The following is a 17,376-nucleotide window of genomic DNA, read 5'->3' on the forward strand; positions in this document are numbered from 1 at the left end:
AGGAAAATAAAGGAGCTGAGAAGATGTCATTAAAAGAAACCTTGCTCGCGATTCGGGCGAATAGCTTTCTGGCGCCGCCACATGCTTTTGAATTGGCGCTCGAAATGGTTACGCACATCGGTTCCCCCGATCCCCAACTGCGTGATGAGCTCATCTATTCCACGTTTTCTCATTGGATAGAGGAAGGTGTGCTCTCCCCTGAACAGCTGCAAGAGCTGCTAGCGATTGCACTCGACGACCAGCATTTATTTTATCGCATAGGTGAAAGTGGGACTGACTCGGTATTCACACGCTCCTTTTCCGTTTTATTGCTTCCCCTTATCCTGATCCTGCATCGGAATCATCCTTTTCTCGCCAAAGAAGCGATCCTTTACGTGAAAGACAAACTTTTCGCTTACATACGGCAAGAAACAGACCTGCGAGGCTATGTGGAAGAAAAGGGCTGGGCACATGCTACCGCTCATGCTGCTGACGCTCTCGATGACCTGGCCCAATGCAGTGAACTGGATCAGACTGACCTGAAGCAAATTCTCGGAGTCATCCGCGAAACAATCACAGAGGCGAAATCAGTTTATGCGCACGAAGAAGATGAGCGCTTGGTGACTGCTGTCCTTTCTGTCTGGAATCGTGATGAACTCTCCTTGAATGATATCGATGGATGGGTTCGGAGTTTTGCGAATCGTTTGGATAGTAGCTATACAATCGAAGCGTATACGGGGCGAATCAATGTGAAAAACTTTTTGCGGAGCCTGTACTATCGCATCCACGACCAGGAAAAATATAAGCGGATAGCAGCGACCTTACTTCCTCTTAGTGCACAGCGAGCATAGTCCCCGAAAGCAAAAAACGAATGCATGTTCTCCTTTGTTTTAGGCACCCTACTGATGAGGAGGGATGATGCATGGATCAACGGAGCTTTGAACAAATTTATGAGGCCTACAAAAATGCTGGAGAACAACAGGCGATCCAGGAAAATGGAGATAACAGCCCACTGACGAATACAGGAAAAGAGCAAATCGTGGCTGTCAGGAAAAACGACGATGGAGACTTGATCGCCTTTAAAACAGACACAGGCCGTGAGCTCGACTATATCACCGCACTCAACGATGCAAAGGCTGGCAAGCTGACTCATGTAGACGTGTTTCACAAGTATGGGAGAGACATTCTGCGGAGTGAGCCAGACGGAATCAAGGAAAACAATTTGGATCGTCTGCCTGACTTTTGACGGAAAAAAGGTCGCCCACAGCAGAATCGGGGCGACCTTTTTGTATCGACGCGTATTGGATTAGTAGATAAACTTTCCGGTAATCGACTCTTTCGTGGCCGCCACTTCTTTTGGTGTCCCGCTCGCAACCACGTTCCCTCCAGAACTACCGCCCCCAGGTCCCATATCAATCACCCAGTCAGAAGCGCCGATCAATTCTGTGTTGTGCTCGACCATAAATACGGTATTTCCGGCGTCAACCAATTTGCTCAAGAGGACATGAAGCTTCTCGACGTCAATTGGATGCAGTCCTGTCGATGGCTCATCCAGTAAATACAGCGTATGACCTGTAGAAGATGCACTCAGCTCCCTAGCCAGCTTCAACCGTTGTCCTTCACCACCGGACAAGGTCGTCACGGACTGCCCCCATTGCAAGTAGCCGAGTCCTACCTCACACAGCAGGGTCAGCAATTGCGTCATCTTCTTTTGCTCGCTGAACAGGGAGAGGCTCTCCTCAATACTAAGCATCAATATATCGGAAATGGAATAGCCTTGGTACGATACCTCCAAGACCTCTGAACGAAATCTTTTTCCGCGACAATCCGGGCAGACGACCTGTAAGTTGGATAGAAAGTGCATGTCCACTTCCACTCGCCCCAGTCCCTCGCATCGCTCACATCTTCCGCCCGGCGTATTGAATGAAAAGTGTTTGGCATCCAAACCACGCTTTTTGGCTGCGGGCAAGGCAGCGTATATTTTGCGTAAGAGCGTGTACAAGTCGACGTACGTGGAGACATTGGAGCGCTGCATGCGTGATAGCGGCGACTGATCCACTGTTATTACGCTTTGAATGGCTTCGAGTCCTGTAATTGCGCGGCATCCTGCTACTTTTCCCGTTCGCTTCTCGGCAGCGGCTGCCAGCAAATCGTAGACGAGTGTCGATTTACCCGAGCCAGAGACACCCGAAACTGCTACCAGCCTTCCCAGTGGGAACGATACCGTCACATCCCGTAAATTGTGCAACGTGGCCCCTTCAATCGTAATCCACTCGCCTGTTCCCTTGCGCTCTTTGGACGACAGCACTCTCTGTTCTTTCAAGTAGCGACCTGTGACAGAATGCGGTTGGTTCAGCAATTCTTTCAGCGAACCTTGCCCGACGATTTCGCCGCCAAAACGTCCTGCTCCTGGCCCTACATCGATCACGTGATCCGCTTCTTGAATGACTCGTTGGTCATGCTCGATGAGCAGCACAGTGTTGCCCAAATCACGCAGCTCCTTCATGACCTTCACGAGTCCATCCGTGTCCTTTGGATGTAATCCCGATGTTGGTTCATCCAGAAAATAAAGTACACCCGTCAAGCCAGAGCCGAGAATGGAAGCGAGCCGCAATCGCTGTGCTTCACCGCCAGAAAGAGAGATGGCCTGTCGATCGAGGGTCAAGTAGCCCAGCCCCACATGGATGACGCGCCTGATCTTGATGAGCAAATCATGAAGGACAGCCTCCAAAATCGTGTCTCCTTCACGGACAGCTCGTACAAGCACACTCTCCACCCAATCCCCCAGCTCCTCCAATGAGCTCTTGGATAGGCTCGGCAGCGTCCTCCCTTCCACTGTAACGAGGCGACTCTCCTCCTTTAACCTCTCACCATGGCAGTCGTGACAAGGCTGGGTCAGAAAGTAAGCAGCTTCACCCGATTGTCCGTCTTTTTCCTTATAGCGTTGCCACATCCCTGTGATCACACCTTTAAACCTTCCCTTTCCTACCGTTTTCGGAGGCTGAACAGAAGGGAAGTGTCGAGAAAACTCCTCGCTCTCCACGCCATATTTGAGCAAATCCCACTGCGCTTCGTTGTACTCGTTCAAAGGCAGATTCATCGACAAGCCGTAATGTTTTCCTGCCGCCTCCATCACGCTGGCCTGATATTCATTAATCGCCTCGTACCAAAAGGTAACAGCTCCTTCCCGAATGCTCTTTGTTTCATCAAACACGGCTTCGACATCAATATCGACGACCGTCCCCAATCCACTGCAAGTCGGGCAAGCACCTTGGGGCGTATTAAACGAAAAATCTGCTTTGGTCAGAGGGAAATGAATATAGGCACATACCGGACACGTGACGGCTTCTGTTTCTTTGCCATTGGCAGCAGATGCTATTGGTGCGTGACACTTCTGGCAGTGTCTCTCCCCCTTCTTTTCATAGACTGTCCGCAGATAGGTATACATGTCTGTAACGGTTCCCACTGTCGATCTAGGATTACGGTTGGTCACATGTTGACTGATTGCAATGGAGGGAGACAGTCCCTCGATCGAATCCACACGAGGCTTCGCTAGTGATTCAGATGACATTCCACTGGACTCCAAATATTGTCGTTGGCATTCTCGTTGCAGAATATCAAGTGCCAGTGTCGATTTACCCGATCCAGATGGTCCGGTTACCACCACGAGACGATGCTTGGGAATCTCGAGAGAAATGTTTTTCAAGTTGTTTTCTCTTGCTCCCCGAATGCGAATCAAGTCTTTCATGCACAAAACCTCCTTCATGATTGAAATGTCAGTCCCTTTCGCTGACGAAGACCGACCTGCTTGATCTACTATACAACATTCATGCAAGTGCCAAGGTTACTGCAAAAACGACCCTTTTACTACTGCTAGAAAGACGAAGCATCACGTCATGGAGCTTTAATGTTTTTCTCGAATAAAACGACCCTCTCTTCCTTAGACCTTGCAGCAGTTGGACAATCAGTCCAATGCTGCATCGCTCAAAAAAGAAGAAAGGGCCGCTTGTTTGCGACAAGCTTTTATTGTGTAGGAGAAGGTACCGCTGGCTCGTTCTCACCGCCCAAACGCCGGCGTGCCGTCTCCCTTTTTCCCACTGCCGGTAGATGCTCACCTGCCTTGGCCAATCCCCAGACAGGCATATTTCCGTAAAGGCATTCGTATTTTCCAGCATCAACCAAGTACGTCTCGTGAAAAATCCCAACCGTTCCATCCGTTCCTACCGCTTGGTTGAACTTCTTCCACGCGCTCAAATGATTGTGGCTTTTTCTCGCGTAATTTTCCAAGTGCTCATAGGATCGCCAGTACTGGATTTGGGTGATTTCACGCAGATTAAAATGCGAAGTGTGACCCAACAGTCCGAGCTCCGGGTGCTGATACAACTCTCGCATCATGCCTCCCATGGCGTTGGCTACTGGCATCCATTTGTGAACCGCAAGCCTACGATTGATTCGCATCCCGATGATAAATACGACGAAAGGTCCTTCCATTTGTGCTGTAAAACGCCCCGGAACTACTTTTGCCATCTGACTCCCCTACCTTATCAAAGATTTGAGGTGCAACTCGTAAAACGCCATATAATCAGACACATGAAACAAATGTGCAGTCAGATAGGCTCCGTAAAAGATCGAGAATAGCAAAATAACGGCCTCTTCCTCCGACAAGTGAAGGGCAAGCTGTCCATCTTCGGCTGCTTCTTGCACGCACTTTTGCAACATTTCATGCAGATCAGTAGCTCGAATGGCTTCTCTCTCCTCTTCCTCGGGGAAGCGCAAATACAATTCAGCATCAGATAAAAGTGGGACACACGGGTGCATTTGTTGCTCGGCTAAAAAGCTGATAAGGCTAAGCATGATCCCAGGTTGCTTCTCACTATCGCGTGTAACCTTGGCAAAAATATGCCGAACGGCTTCCCATCCCCTCTTACCTGTACTCCGCAACTCAACAAAGCACTCTGCTTGCCATATGCTCATGTAATAAATCAAGAGCTCTTCCTTTTGCGGGAAAAATTTAAAGAATGTGACCTTCGACACCTCTGCTCGTTCGCAAATGTCATCCACTAGGACATTTCGGAAGCTCCCGTCGCCTATCAGCTCCAAGGCAGCGTCCAGAAGGGCGAATTTAGTTTTGGCTTTCTTTTTCTCGCGTAGCGATAATGCTTCTGCCATCTTGAACTCCTTTTTCCATATTTCTACTTTAAATTTATAATAGTATATAAATTAACTTGAGTAAAGTTTTTTATTCAAGTAAGCAAAAAATCAGCTCTCCTATTCAAAAAAATGAAAACTTTAATCAAATGACTCCGTATAAATTAGGAAAACAGCCAAGGCTAATTGGAGGGCGAAGAGATGAAAGCGATCATATACGAGCAATACGGACCGCCCAATGTCCTACAGCTCCGGGATGTCGCCAAGCCGGTACCAAAGGACGACGAGGTATTAATCAAAGTCTATGCTGCAACTGCCGCAGCGGGGGATTGGCGTTTACGCAAGGCAGATCCTTTCCTGGCACGTCTGTTCAATGGTCTGTGGAAGCCGAGGAAAATCAAGATTCTCGGCTTCGAATTAGCCGGGGTGGTCGAATCAACGGGCAGTGGTGTTTCTCAGTTTAAACCGGGGGATGCCGTCTATGCTGCCTGCGGAAACGGCTTCGGCGCGTATGCCGAATACAAATGCTTACCTGAGAACGGTTGTATTACGCTGAAGCCTGCGAACATGACGTTTGAGGAAGCAGCCGCGGTTCCGGTCGGTGCCTATACTGCCTTGCAATTTCTCCGGAAGGGCAATATCCAGCACGGCAGGCGTGTGCTCATATACGGTGCTTCTGGCAGTGTCGGGACGTATGCGGTACAGCTCGCCAAGCATTTCGGTGCGGAAGTGACCGGAGTATGCAGCACATCGAATGTGGAGCTGGTAAGATCGTTGGGGGCCGACCGAATCATCGATTATACAAAAGAAAACTTCGAGGACGACGATACGATCTACGATATCATTTTCGATACGGTCGGAAAGAGTCCGTTTCAGGCATGCGTCGAGCGACTCACACCGAACGGTTACTACCTGCGAGCGGTCCATTTTAGCCCTCTGCCAATCGTTCGCGGTTTATGGACGAACATGACGAGCGGTAAGAAGGTGATTGGTGGGACCGCGAAGGAAAACGCGGAAGACTTGAGGTATGTAAAGGAGCTGATCGAGGCTGGCAAGCTGCGTGCCGTCATCGATCGCATTTATCCGCTAGAGCAAGCAGTGGAGGCCCACTCTTATGTGGAGCTGGGACATAAGAAAGGAAACGTGGTGTTAACCGTGCGACAATGATTACGCATTGATCGTTCAATAAATAAAGCCAGCCAAAACACATTCTCTTCGTGTTTTGACTGGCTTCTTCGTTATTTCATCATTTTCCCCATCCGATAGGCTGCTTCCATGATGTAAGGCGCGTATTGGCTCATTTTTTCAGGAGTCAGGCGGTTGGAAGGACCCGACGCTGCAATAGACGCTACCAATTGTCCGTTGCGGTTGAATATCGGGACGGCTACGGCTGCTGTTCCCAGCTCCCGTTCCTCCACGCTAGTCGCGAAGCCTTGCTTCCTGATTTGATCCAATTGCTCAATAAAAGACTCCTTGTTCACATAGTCAGGCCAATTCGGGTCGCTGATGACTTCCTGCAAAATGAAAGGCTCTGCATATGCCACAAGTACTTTGCTGGATGCCCCCACCGTGAGTGGCATACGCGCTCCGATTGGCGCCACCCTGCGAATCGGCTGCTTGCTTTGGACTGCCTGTACGCGTATCCGCTCGTTTCCATCCCGCACGTACAGACTGATTGTTTCCTCCACCAAATCCCGCAATCGCTCCATCTCCGGCAGCAGCAATATCGCTGGATCATCGTTTTGCGACAAATTGGCGGATAACTCCCAAACCCGAAACCCAAGTCGATACTTCTCCGTCTGAACATCACGTATCAGAAATCCTTTGTTCTCCAGCGTTGCCAGCAAACGATGCACGGTACTTTTATGCAAGGAGAGTCGACTCGCTATCTCACTCAGGCCCAGATCCGTAGCGTCTGTAAAACAGAGCAGGATATCCAAAGCCCGATCGACTGCCCGAACGTTTGCTTTTTGTTCTTCTTCCATAAGTGTTTGACACCTGCTTCCTACTTTGTTCCGATCGTTTCGTCTGATGAAACGAATATGCTACTTTTCAGTATACGAAAAAATAAAGCATAGTAAAGAGCGAATCCAAGGACCACTCAAAGACAGGAATGAAAAAAAGGGAAGCCGACCTGTTGCGGCTCCCCTTTTATGCCTTATCGTTGTCCCTTTAAAAATCAAAGTTATCTGGGTCTGGCCCAAACCGCTTGTTGTCATTTACGGCAGTGATTTTTTCTACATCCTCTGCGCTGAGGGAGAAGTCAAAAACATCTGCGTTCTGGCGAATCCGCTCTGGTGTGATCGACTTCGGAATCGTGACCACTTGGTTTTCCAAATCCCAGCGAAGCACAATTTGTGCAGGAGACTTGCCATATTTTTGTCCCAATTCCACCAAGAGAGGATGATCGAGGTTTCCTTGCATCAACGGGCTCCATGCTTCTAGTTGAATATGGTGCTCTTTGCAATACGCATGCAATTCTTTTTGGGTAAGCAATGGATGATACTCGACTTGGTTGACAACCGGAATGATCTCGCTATGTTGGCGTAAATCCTCGAGGTGGTGGCTATGAAAATTACTGACGCCAATCGCACGTACATATCCATCACGGTACAGCTTTTCCAAAGCCCTCCATGTATCTACGTACTTGCCTTTTACGGGCCAGTGAATCAGGTACAAATCCAGCGTATCGATACTCAATTTTTTCATACTTTCATCAAAAGCCTTCAGCGTTGACTCGTAGCCTTGATCCGCATTCCACACCTTGGTCGTGATGAACAATTGATCGCGATCAATCCCGGCTTGACGGATTCCTTCGCCTACGCCGGCTTCGTTACCGTAGATGGCTGCTGTGTCTATACTGCGATAGCCCGCCTCAATCGCGGAACGGACGGCCAACGTTTCGTTTCCGTCTTTTGCCTTCCAGACACCCAGACCCAGCCAGGGCATCTTCACCCCGTTGTTCAAAACGGAATGATCTGTGATATGTGTTGCCATTGGATCTCCTCCCGTCTAACGCTGATATGTACTTACATTAAGAAAGTGTAGCATAAATACAGAATGAAGCAAACCTTGCTACTCTTGTGAATCTTGATACGCCACGTCCTCTGTCTCAGCTGCCAGCGGTTTGATCGCCCACCACCTGATCCTTGCCCGATCTGTCTGAACAGGTCCCTTTACCTGAACGCCGATCCGAAACGTTCCTTTCTGCGGATAAACGATGACCCCTACGGCAAAATGCGCTGCATCTGTCGCATACTCTGAATCATCAAAAACACTACTATGCCCGTACATCACTTGCTCATGTTGGGAAAGCAACTCATCGATCACATCTGCATGAAAATCCTCGACTCCTGCACTGACATACACGTTCCCTTTTCCGAGGGAGTGCTTGATCTCGTCAGAAAAATATCGATTGCCGATCCTCACTCCAAACGGCCAGTTGGACGAATATGGCTCAATCGGTATTTCCACCACGCCAGTTGCTACTTGTTCATTTGCCTTTCCGGGTCGGGGCAGACCAAGCTCAAACTGGTAGACGGACGCCAGATTATCGTAGCTCACATCAAACTGCGGCTTATCGCCTGCCGCGATTTCTTTCACACGCGTGGTCACCCGGAAGGAATCCGCATGGGACCCTTGCTCGACTTGCTTTCCCTTCTGTGCACGCAACGCAAGCTTTTGCAAAAGCGCTGGGGTATACACGTACTCACCAAACGGAACAGGAACAACCTTCTCAATGACATAGGTCGCATTCATTTGCAGCAAGCATACTTTTGCCAAATAAAGAAAAGGCTGTTCGTTTGCATGTGTCACCTGATCCAGCTTGCGATTGTAGTAATCGGACACGAGACGCTCTACCAGATCGTCTGGCGTGATTTCGATTTTTCCTACAGAACCGAGATCGGTATGCACCAAGCGATCGCCGAGTTGAACCTCTGCCTTGCCCCCCAGCACTGCCAGCTCCACCGTTCCACGATCCCAGCCAGCCTTGATCGGAATGGAGATGACGTAATCTGTCTCTTTCGCGTCAACAGGCTCTAAGAAGGATACACTACCGTCACTGCTCTCCAAGACTGTCAGCCCTGGTGCATCCAGCTTGTATTGGAATTGCACACGCGACGTTTGTACCGTCTTCTCAATGTGCAACTGTAAGGAAAATACTTCACCCGGATTGACGTATCGTGGGGTCGCCTGCCAGATGCGCACCTGTGGATCTGCAAATAGCAGCACTCTTTGCTCTACTAGTTGCACCCCTTCGATGGAAGCAGGATGTGGTGCCTCCTCTTTGATAAAGAGCCGATATCCTTCTGCCACTCGGTTGTATTCAGCCATTTCCTGCTCGACCGTTTCGGAGACGGAGAAGACCTGTTCTTTGCCTTTTTCATCATAGGACAAGCAGACGTACACATTTTTCGCGTAATCGTTGTTGCTAAAGCCTTCCATCATAGACAGCTTCAGCTTCACAGGCTCAGGAAGTACGATTTCCCTCCCGAGATAATCGAGAGCGACTCCAGCCTCGACCGAAATCTGCTTTTCGTCCACAGCGATCACTTGCAAACCGCATACCACTCCACCCCCGTGAAGCAAGCGATTGGTAAGTCGACGTTTGTCATTGAAATAACGCTGTTCTGATTCGAAATCTCTGACGGTCAACAGCTTCCCTTTGAAATACACATTCCGTTCATGTGGAAAATAACGCAGATTCTTCATCTCGAACACCTCACTTTGCGTAAAAATCTCGGCTTCTTACTCCAGCTCTGCATCCAGGCCAATCCTCGTGTCATAATCGATTCGTCTGCTGCGGTCCTTCCCGCTTAGCACTGTGTTGTATGGCATGGATAAATTTTGATCAAGCGTTAGGAACGACGGCTCTGTCAAATAAGAATTAATCCCCACGTAGCTATGGAAGTCGGCGTAGATGCCCGGGCGCAGAACGATGAGCTTCGCTTCTGTAAAAGCAGGCTTTTGATCTTCCAAAATCTTTTGCAGAACCGACTGCTCCCGCTCTGTTTTCGCGCATTCCTGCGAAACGATCAGGCAAAATTGATATGGATGATCCATGTACAAGGAAGAGATCAGCTCGTGCAGCTCCGGGATCGCCTTCATGTCCCTAATTTGAAAATACTCCACGATCATCGGGCGCTCCCCGGTATACAGCTCCACCATCTTTTCCAAGCCCGCACGAGTGCCCCGCTCTGCGTACAGCTCCGGCGCACGACGAATCAGCTCTCGTCGCTGCGCCTCTGTCCAATGCTCTTCCCTGCCCATCCCTAACCAGGAAGCGAGCCAAGGGACAAATTCGCCAGGTGTCGTATCAGGATCGAACAACCGCGAAATGGTATCAATCTGTTCCTCCAGCTCCAAGTAATACGTCCCGAAAAGGGAGAGGAAGCGCTCCAAAAAATCAGCACTGGCAGGTTCACTTTGATAAGTCGCTGGTAGATACCGCAAAAATGTGTCGCGCGGCGAGTAAATCCGCAATTGCCTGAGCAACGGGGAGTGACGGTCAGTACCGAGCCATTCGATTTTGAGCCATAAATAGCGGCCTTTTGCTGAATGAAACAACGCATCTGAGGCGTTGATCACCGGCTCCGACCATAGATTGGCCGTCCTTTGCAGCTTGGTTTTCCAGTCCATGTCGGGTGCCAGCAAAAAATCATCCAGGTTGTGTACGGCTCCATGAATCACATGCTCTTTTCGATCAGAAGAAAACGTCGAGATGAGTAATTGCGTTTCTTCCGGTATGTCTGCATCCAGCGTAAATTTATGCCACACCGTTTCAAATTCCGCGCTATCCAATGCACGAGAGAAGTAGATGCCCATCGGTATTCCGGTCGCATCCAAGGTGGACGTCCGCGAGACGAGCCTCAACATGGTCAGAACATTTTTCTGTGCGTCCCAAACATACAAACGTTGCTGATTGTCAAAAACGAGCTTGTCTGCTCGTCCATGGTAGTTGGTTAGTGGCGCGAGTGCTTCTCCCGTTGGTTGAAAACGCAAAATGAATCGGGTATGATCATGAGCCGAATCGATGGAACGACTATCACCCACGTAGAGAATGGGACCTGGACCCACTGCAAATCCCGCGGGCTTGGTGCCTGACGGGATCGCCAGGGTGCACACATCGGAGCCTTCCGAAGAAAATCGAAACACTTGATTCGTCTGTGCCCAAAATAGATAGGCCTCGCCCGCTTCGGCAACAGACAGGCGAAACAACCTTCTTCGCCTGATCTCACGGAGTGTAGCTGTCTCTGTTACTTTCAATTCCGCATGCGCGTATGTAGCGTCTATTTTGCCTGCCCGATTCAGCCGAAGGACGACGACTTGTGTTCCCGCCGCGATTTCCTTCCGTTCGTTGTCTCGATTTACGACCACGGGTGTCGTGATGTAAAGATGTCCTTCTTCATCCACCCCTGCATCCAAAGGAAAAAGCCGCTGTCCGTCCCCATCTTCCCAGCTCCAAACGCATTGGCCGTTGGCTATGGAATACGCTCCGACTTTTCGCCTCGCTTCGGGGTCGATAATGTACACGTATTCATCGTCAGCGACGAGAAACGAGTCTTTGGAAAACAACCCGCGTCCAGCGCGAAACACCGTCTCCTTGAAGTTGTTGCTGTCATCGTAATGCGTGATATGCCCGCTTTCATCCAGCCAAAGCAACGAACCGACGCGTGCAATGGAAAAATCCAAGAGTCGAGAGTGATGTGTCGTCCCAGCTTGATGCACATGATCGATCACATATTCGGGCGATTTGTTCAGCGCGATCCCCTCGTTGGAGACGTGAAGGTTATACCAAGCCCCCCGCTGCCAATCGGACGGATTGTTCAGGGAAAAGAAACGATTCATTGTATCCACGCCCACTCCTCCGTTTGTTCCCGTCTATCTTTCTCTATCCACAACGAGCTCCAGAACATGTTCTCCTGAGTACACCAGTGCATGGAGCGGAATCTGAATATCTCCCCCTTCATCCCTGATGATGCCTGTACCCTCTGTGGAAACCCACAAATCCGTCACGTATAGCACACCCTCGATCTGGTTTAACACCTCGTAAAGATCGCTTTTATAAACAGGTCGACCAAATTCCCATCCTTTTCCTTGATGATTCGAAGAATCTTGGAAATTCAATGGCGTCAAATACCGCTTCAGTGCCTGTAGCACGATCTGCTTTTTGTCTGCAAACGCAGGCTCCACCACGATTGTCGCGAAAACGGTCACTTTGATATAGGCTGGAGCAGTCACATGGACTTCTGTCGTCAGCAGCCTTCGCTGTTCCAATTGGTGACGAACGGTCTGCAGGAAGCCTTCACTTGGCTGTGGTGTCGGCTGGTCGCTGAACGGGACGATGACGACGGTCATTTGAGCGGCTGCGTTTTGCTCGGAAGCCCCCATTTCCCCTACTTTATACAGGGGGATCGCCTTCGCGCGGGCCACTCGCACTCCGGGAGTTGACAGCGCGATGGCCTCATAATCTTCTGCTGTAACGGCCCGCTGCGGTTTCTTCCATTCCATTCTCATCCTGCGTTTGGCTTGATCGATCGTTTCGCGCTCGCTTCCCCCACTGGCTGGACGGGGATTCGTCACCTGCGCGGTAGTTCGCTGCCTGGCGAGTGGAAGGAACCGGGTAATTTGGCCACCCTGTACATTCCCCTTCGCGCCTTGGCCTGTCTGACACGATATGATCCGAATGCCCGCCATGCCTTCCAGCCTTTCGGGAATGGCTCCGTGCTCATTGTTGCCAAACGCGATTTCTGCCCCGTCCGAATCATTCAACATAAAATGGCGGTCCTGTGGTCCCGATCGGTCAAAATCAGTGACCAGCGACCAGTCTTCCCAGACGGGAAACGGACTGCCTTCGACCTGACGCGCCACCTGAATGACAAACGTTTCTGGCAAGATCGATTGGACATTCAACCGGAACATTTGATGTGGCAATCCACTGCTTTCTCCAATGAATCGCTGCCTTGCAAAGTCACTCCGATAGGCGATGACCCGAATATTTTTGCGGCCCTCAGGTATTGCACTCCCAAACCGAATCATCGTAGCTCCCTGTTCTGAGCCGCGCGAAACGCGAAAAGAGAATGCACCTGTATCGGCTTGATCTGGTTCATCTTGATCCCATCCACTTTGCCAATAACGCCCCTTTTTGCATTGAACCTCTACTGTGCCTTCATACGATAGCGAGCTTGCAAGCACGATCGTCTGATCCACTTGACCCGTTCCATCGTACTCCCACACTTGACTGAAGGTTTCGCGTTGGATGACGCTCACGGTGTTCAGCTCGATTTTTTCCATGCGTGGAGCCAATTCGAATCGACCTGCACGCAATGTCGCACAGAGCCAAAATCGAGGCCGATCATTGGCGGGGTAAAGCATGATTGGCTTCATTGCCCCTTCAAGCTCGATCAGGACTCGTCCCGAAAAGGAGAGATGCATCGTTTCATCCGAGACCGGTAACGGACTCCATCCCATTTCTTGCGTGCGCTCGTTCTGTCCATAGTACTCCCAAACGAGACTCGCCGATGGAACGAAAAGGGACGTGGGTGTAAGCGAGACCATTGGGACAGGATAGTCTTCAAACAGACGCAAACCGATGGAGACTGCCTCCCCCACTGGCAGCGGCCGATCAAAGCCTAAGTAAATCTTGTTCCCTATCCTTGGTTCCTGGCCAAATGCGTAGTAGGAAACACCGTTATGCGCATTGGATGAACTCACATCCGCCGTCCCGCTTTCTGTATGAACCAGAACACGCTCCAGACTGGCGGGTACCAGAACAAGCGAATGTTCCGTCTCGAAAGGAAGATTCCCCGCGAACAATCTCGTCTTCTCCGGAAGAATCGCTTCTTCTGACACGTCGAAAAACGTAACATCAGTCGTCGCACATGACTGATTTTGTGGGTGTACACCCATGAGCTGCAAAAATTTACGTTCGTTCTTTTCCGTTATCCGATTGAGATAGTATTGTTGCATTTCCATCAACCACGCGAACATCTCCAAAAGCGTAATGCCTGGATCGTGATGACGGTGATCACCCCACTCTGGCTGCAGCTTGGGGATCGCGTTTTTTGCTTGTTCTAGGATCTCTTCAAAGTGGCGATCATCCAGATTCTTGGATGGAAGCATAGCGCACACTTCCTTTTTCAATGTTTGGTTGGGAAGAAAGCCTGGCTTTCGTGAACGCGGACGCTGATTCGATGCGCACCCTCTGTGACGATCCCATGTACGATCGTCTCGTATTCAGAAGCGAGTATTTCCTTTCGTTGCCCACTTTCCGTTCGAAATACAGCCAAGGTCAGATGATCCACAAAGCGGACGCCCTTTACAGATTTCAACAAGGCAAACAAGAGCGACGGGTGCACACGTTGTCCTATTTCCCAGCCTCCACCATGCAGATTTCCCGATATCGGGTCAAGGAATCGCGCGAGCTTGCTGAGTGTCTCCAGCTCCACCTCAACGATTTCCTCCAAAGACCCCACTGCTAGCTCTGCTGTCACCGCAATTTCCAAGTAGACAGGCTCCCTAACATGAATCCGCTCGGGAGAGGCTACCGTCGCTGCCGCATGTGTAAGCAAGGAGTTCGTGACAGAACGCCGAAGCTCCAAAAATTGTGTGCCGAAGCATCCCGCTGCGGGTAATACGATCACAGTGACATGCCCTGCTTCTCTTTGCAGGCGGCTGTTCCGATTCGGTAAACACTTCACCTTGGCTATCCCTGGATGCGCTTCACGGACGAGCCATTCGAAATCTTCAGCCGTCACCGCTCGATAGCGATGCTTGATGGTTTGAGGACCTCGCTGCAAGGCTTCCGTCAGCAATTCCCGCTCACTTCCCCCAAGTGCAGGCACCGGATTGCTGACAGCTTGGACAAACGGAATCGATTGTTCCAGTTGATTCAACTGCCCAGCTGGAAGATTCCCTACTGTTCCTCCTCCGACCTTATACGTCACTCTCACGGAACCGAGTCCGGTTTGTGGAAGCTCCCTACCGTGTCTGCCATCGCCAAACAAAATTATTCCGGTAGCGCTCTCCAAGCAGTAATGGCGATCATCCGGGCCCGAATCGTGCAGATGCCCTACTCGCTTCCACAGAACCCAGCATTTTTGCTCGTTCCCTTCCGAATCATAGAGAAGTTCCACCCGATTATCTGGATGTTCCAGCCAGCTCTTTCGTTCACTCGGCAAAAAGAAGCCTGTTTCATCTACCCATACCTCTTCGCCCATGACGGGATGTCGGATGAGTCTGTACTCGGCTTGTGGCCCCTCTGCTATCCGCTCTGCCATTTCATTGCGAATCGTCTCCTGTTGAATGGCTCGTATCGTATTCGGATAAAAGCCGCTTAGCACGGGATGTCGTGCATCCAAAGCGCCTCCTCCCAGACGATTGTCTACGTTGACGGCGCGAATCCAATAACGCTCCCGCTCAAACATTTTGCTTTTTTCCATATCAAAAGGACCAGCGAAACGAACGGTACCACTTTCCGTAAAACCAGCGGTCTGATCAATTGTCTGCAGCTTGGCCCAAGACGTTGTTCCTGTTTCTTTGCGCTTGTATTCCCATTGCACAACCGGAGCAGGCCCTGGGGATTCTTCCATCGGTAGAAAAGAAAAGTAGAAAGAGAGCGGTCCTTGTAAAGGCGGCTGTTCAAATCCAAAGTAGACGGCGGGATGCAAGCATTCGGACGGCAAAAACGGCTGGAAGCTAGCCTGATGATTACCTGTACGGACAGGGTGCTGCCAATCCAAGTCGTTCTGTGTGAGAATCGCTTCCGGCTCATGTAGCGACTCTTGGTACGAGTAGGTCAGGCGCATGTCTCCCAGCCACGGGGCCATGTATACAGGATTCGGTCCGTATAAACCTTCCACCTGAAGAATTCTCACACGGATCCAATAACCTAGCTGTGATTGGACGGTTGTCGGCTGTAAATCATCTGGACACGTAAAGATAACCACAATCTCTTCATCCGAATCGGTGCCAGCAAACAGCTTCTCCCGATCCTCTCCTGCCAGGAGCACCATCCATCCACTGCCGTTCCAGTATTCCCATACCACCTTGCTGACCGTGACGGGTGTCGTCGCAGGAGGGTCAAAGGAAGATTCCTTCATGATCCATTTCCATTTCGGTTCCGGTTGTGACAGATGCGTAGCGGGATAAGCCACCGTCTTCATCCGAAAACGAAGGGCAACCGTACTTCCAGGCTTCGTCAGCGCCTCTTCACAGGACAAAAAAAACATGCCATACGGTGCGAGCTGCTCGCCAAACGCAAGACAACCGCTCCCAGAAACCTGTACATCATTGGAGAAAAGCATGTCGGGTGAAAGGCCCTCCAGGTCATCTGTTGGCAAATAATCCGTCTTCATCTGGATTTGGGTCAGAGAGGTGCTCCCGCCATTTTTCACCCATTCATGAATCATGCCTAGCTTCACTCTGCAACGGAGCCAACGATTTTCGATTCCTTGCATGTCACTAAACTCCCATTTTTTCCGCTGCTTTTTTTCCAAGCACAGCCGATTTTGATCAGACTCGACTTTGTCGAACAAAACCCATTCGCCCTCTGACAGATACGTCCACTCGACCAGCTCTGGATTCGCCAGCTTCTCTGTCAGCAAGGATTCCAGATAGCGTTCCTGATTGGAAACCATCGTGAGCTGGATCGAAGCACGATCTCCTAAACAAAACAAGTTCTCATGCCCCAAATACCAGCAATGCTCCTGATGATTCGGCAAAGCCTTGCTGTCCAAGAGAGAGAGCGGTGCATTTGTTCCAAGCCAACTCGTTACATCTGTTAAAAAGTCTCGACTGCCATTGGAAAACAACAGATCTGTCGGGAGAGAGGGGGTAGCCAGCATAGGCTGATCGGTTTCGAAAACCATTTCATCGCCAAGGGCAGACTTACCCGAAACTTTTGTGCCCGCCGGAATCCACACTGGCTTTTGCACACCTGTACTCAATTCAAATGTCAAAAAGGTTTCTGCCGATCTAGCCTGAGCCATTCCGACACCGAGCATATTGAGAAAAGCGATAAAATTTCGCTCGGGCACTTGATTCAACCGCTCACGATTATTCATCAGCATGTCTGTGAAAAGGAGAAATAAAGCCGTACCCGAATCAGGATCTTCTGGAGTGAAGCGCCACTCCGGGGTATAGAATGGCACCATTTCGCGCATTTTTCGGATGACTGCCTGCATGTCCTGCGGAACGACCAACGGTGGTTTCACGTTCCCCACCTCCCTTCCTTTTTTCTTCATACGA

General features: G+C 50.3%; 12 protein-coding genes. 3 read left to right on the forward strand and 9 right to left on the reverse strand.

Going from position 1 to position 17,376, the window contains the following annotated elements; all coding sequences use genetic code 11:
• Window positions 1-23 precede the first annotated feature (23 nt).
• Together POF51_RS14345 and POF51_RS14350 are read left to right on the forward strand one after the other, a co-directional pair.
• Window positions 24-830: a DUF2785 domain-containing protein gene (locus POF51_RS14345; protein WP_271755630.1), complete on the forward strand. Its 807-nt coding sequence runs from the start codon at window positions 24-26 to the stop codon at window positions 828-830.
• Window positions 831-901: 71 nt separating this feature from the next.
• On the forward strand, window positions 902-1,225 hold the full coding sequence (locus POF51_RS14350) for a DUF3892 domain-containing protein (protein WP_069847640.1): 324 nt from the start codon (window positions 902-904) through the stop codon (window positions 1,223-1,225).
• A 60-nt stretch (window positions 1,226-1,285) separates the two neighbouring features.
• On the opposite strand, the gene uvrA is transcribed toward POF51_RS14350, so the two are convergent.
• The 3 genes from uvrA to POF51_RS14365 form a co-directional block, all read right to left on the reverse strand.
• Entirely contained in the window at window positions 1,286-3,727 is a 2,442-nt protein-coding gene (gene uvrA, locus POF51_RS14355; RefSeq protein ID WP_271755631.1) for an excinuclease ABC subunit UvrA, read from the reverse strand.
• A gap of 275 nt (window positions 3,728-4,002) precedes the next feature.
• Window positions 4,003-4,506, reverse strand: coding sequence for a DUF4188 domain-containing protein (locus tag POF51_RS14360; RefSeq protein ID WP_069847645.1), 504 nt, complete (start codon window positions 4,504-4,506; stop codon window positions 4,003-4,005).
• A 9-nt stretch (window positions 4,507-4,515) separates the two neighbouring features.
• Entirely contained in the window at window positions 4,516-5,148 is a 633-nt protein-coding gene (locus POF51_RS14365; RefSeq protein WP_069847647.1) for a TetR/AcrR family transcriptional regulator, read from the reverse strand.
• 180 nt (window positions 5,149-5,328) lie between these two features.
• Between POF51_RS14365 and POF51_RS14370 the strand changes: the two genes are divergently transcribed.
• Window positions 5,329-6,294 (forward strand): NAD(P)-dependent alcohol dehydrogenase, encoded by a 966-nt coding sequence (locus tag POF51_RS14370; protein WP_271755633.1) that lies wholly within the window; start codon window positions 5,329-5,331, stop codon window positions 6,292-6,294.
• 71 nt (window positions 6,295-6,365) lie between these two features.
• Here POF51_RS14370 and POF51_RS14375 read toward each other — a convergent pair whose 3' ends face one another.
• From POF51_RS14375 to POF51_RS14400, 6 genes are all read right to left on the reverse strand, one after another.
• The gene (locus tag POF51_RS14375) at window positions 6,366-7,112 is read right to left on the reverse strand and encodes an IclR family transcriptional regulator (protein WP_017250488.1); all 747 of its coding nucleotides are present in this window, start codon (window positions 7,110-7,112) and stop codon (window positions 6,366-6,368) included.
• A 187-nt stretch (window positions 7,113-7,299) separates the two neighbouring features.
• The gene (locus POF51_RS14380; protein WP_069847650.1) at window positions 7,300-8,124 is read right to left on the reverse strand and encodes an aldo/keto reductase; all 825 of its coding nucleotides are present in this window, start codon (window positions 8,122-8,124) and stop codon (window positions 7,300-7,302) included.
• Between the two features lie 78 nt (window positions 8,125-8,202).
• Entirely contained in the window at window positions 8,203-9,840 is a 1,638-nt protein-coding gene (locus tag POF51_RS14385; protein ID WP_069847652.1) for a hypothetical protein, read from the reverse strand.
• A gap of 36 nt (window positions 9,841-9,876) precedes the next feature.
• Window positions 9,877-11,976, reverse strand: coding sequence for a phage tail protein (locus POF51_RS14390; RefSeq protein ID WP_271755730.1), 2,100 nt, complete (start codon window positions 11,974-11,976; stop codon window positions 9,877-9,879).
• A gap of 33 nt (window positions 11,977-12,009) precedes the next feature.
• Entirely contained in the window at window positions 12,010-14,250 is a 2,241-nt protein-coding gene (locus POF51_RS14395; RefSeq protein WP_271755637.1) for a putative baseplate assembly protein, read from the reverse strand.
• Between the two features lie 17 nt (window positions 14,251-14,267).
• Window positions 14,268-17,342, reverse strand: coding sequence for a putative baseplate assembly protein (locus POF51_RS14400; protein ID WP_271755638.1), 3,075 nt, complete (start codon window positions 17,340-17,342; stop codon window positions 14,268-14,270).
• Window positions 17,343-17,376 lie beyond the last annotated feature (34 nt).

The organism is Brevibacillus sp. AG, from assembly GCF_028369215.1.
Taxonomy (GTDB): Bacteria; Bacillota; Bacilli; order Brevibacillales; family Brevibacillaceae; genus Brevibacillus; species Brevibacillus porteri.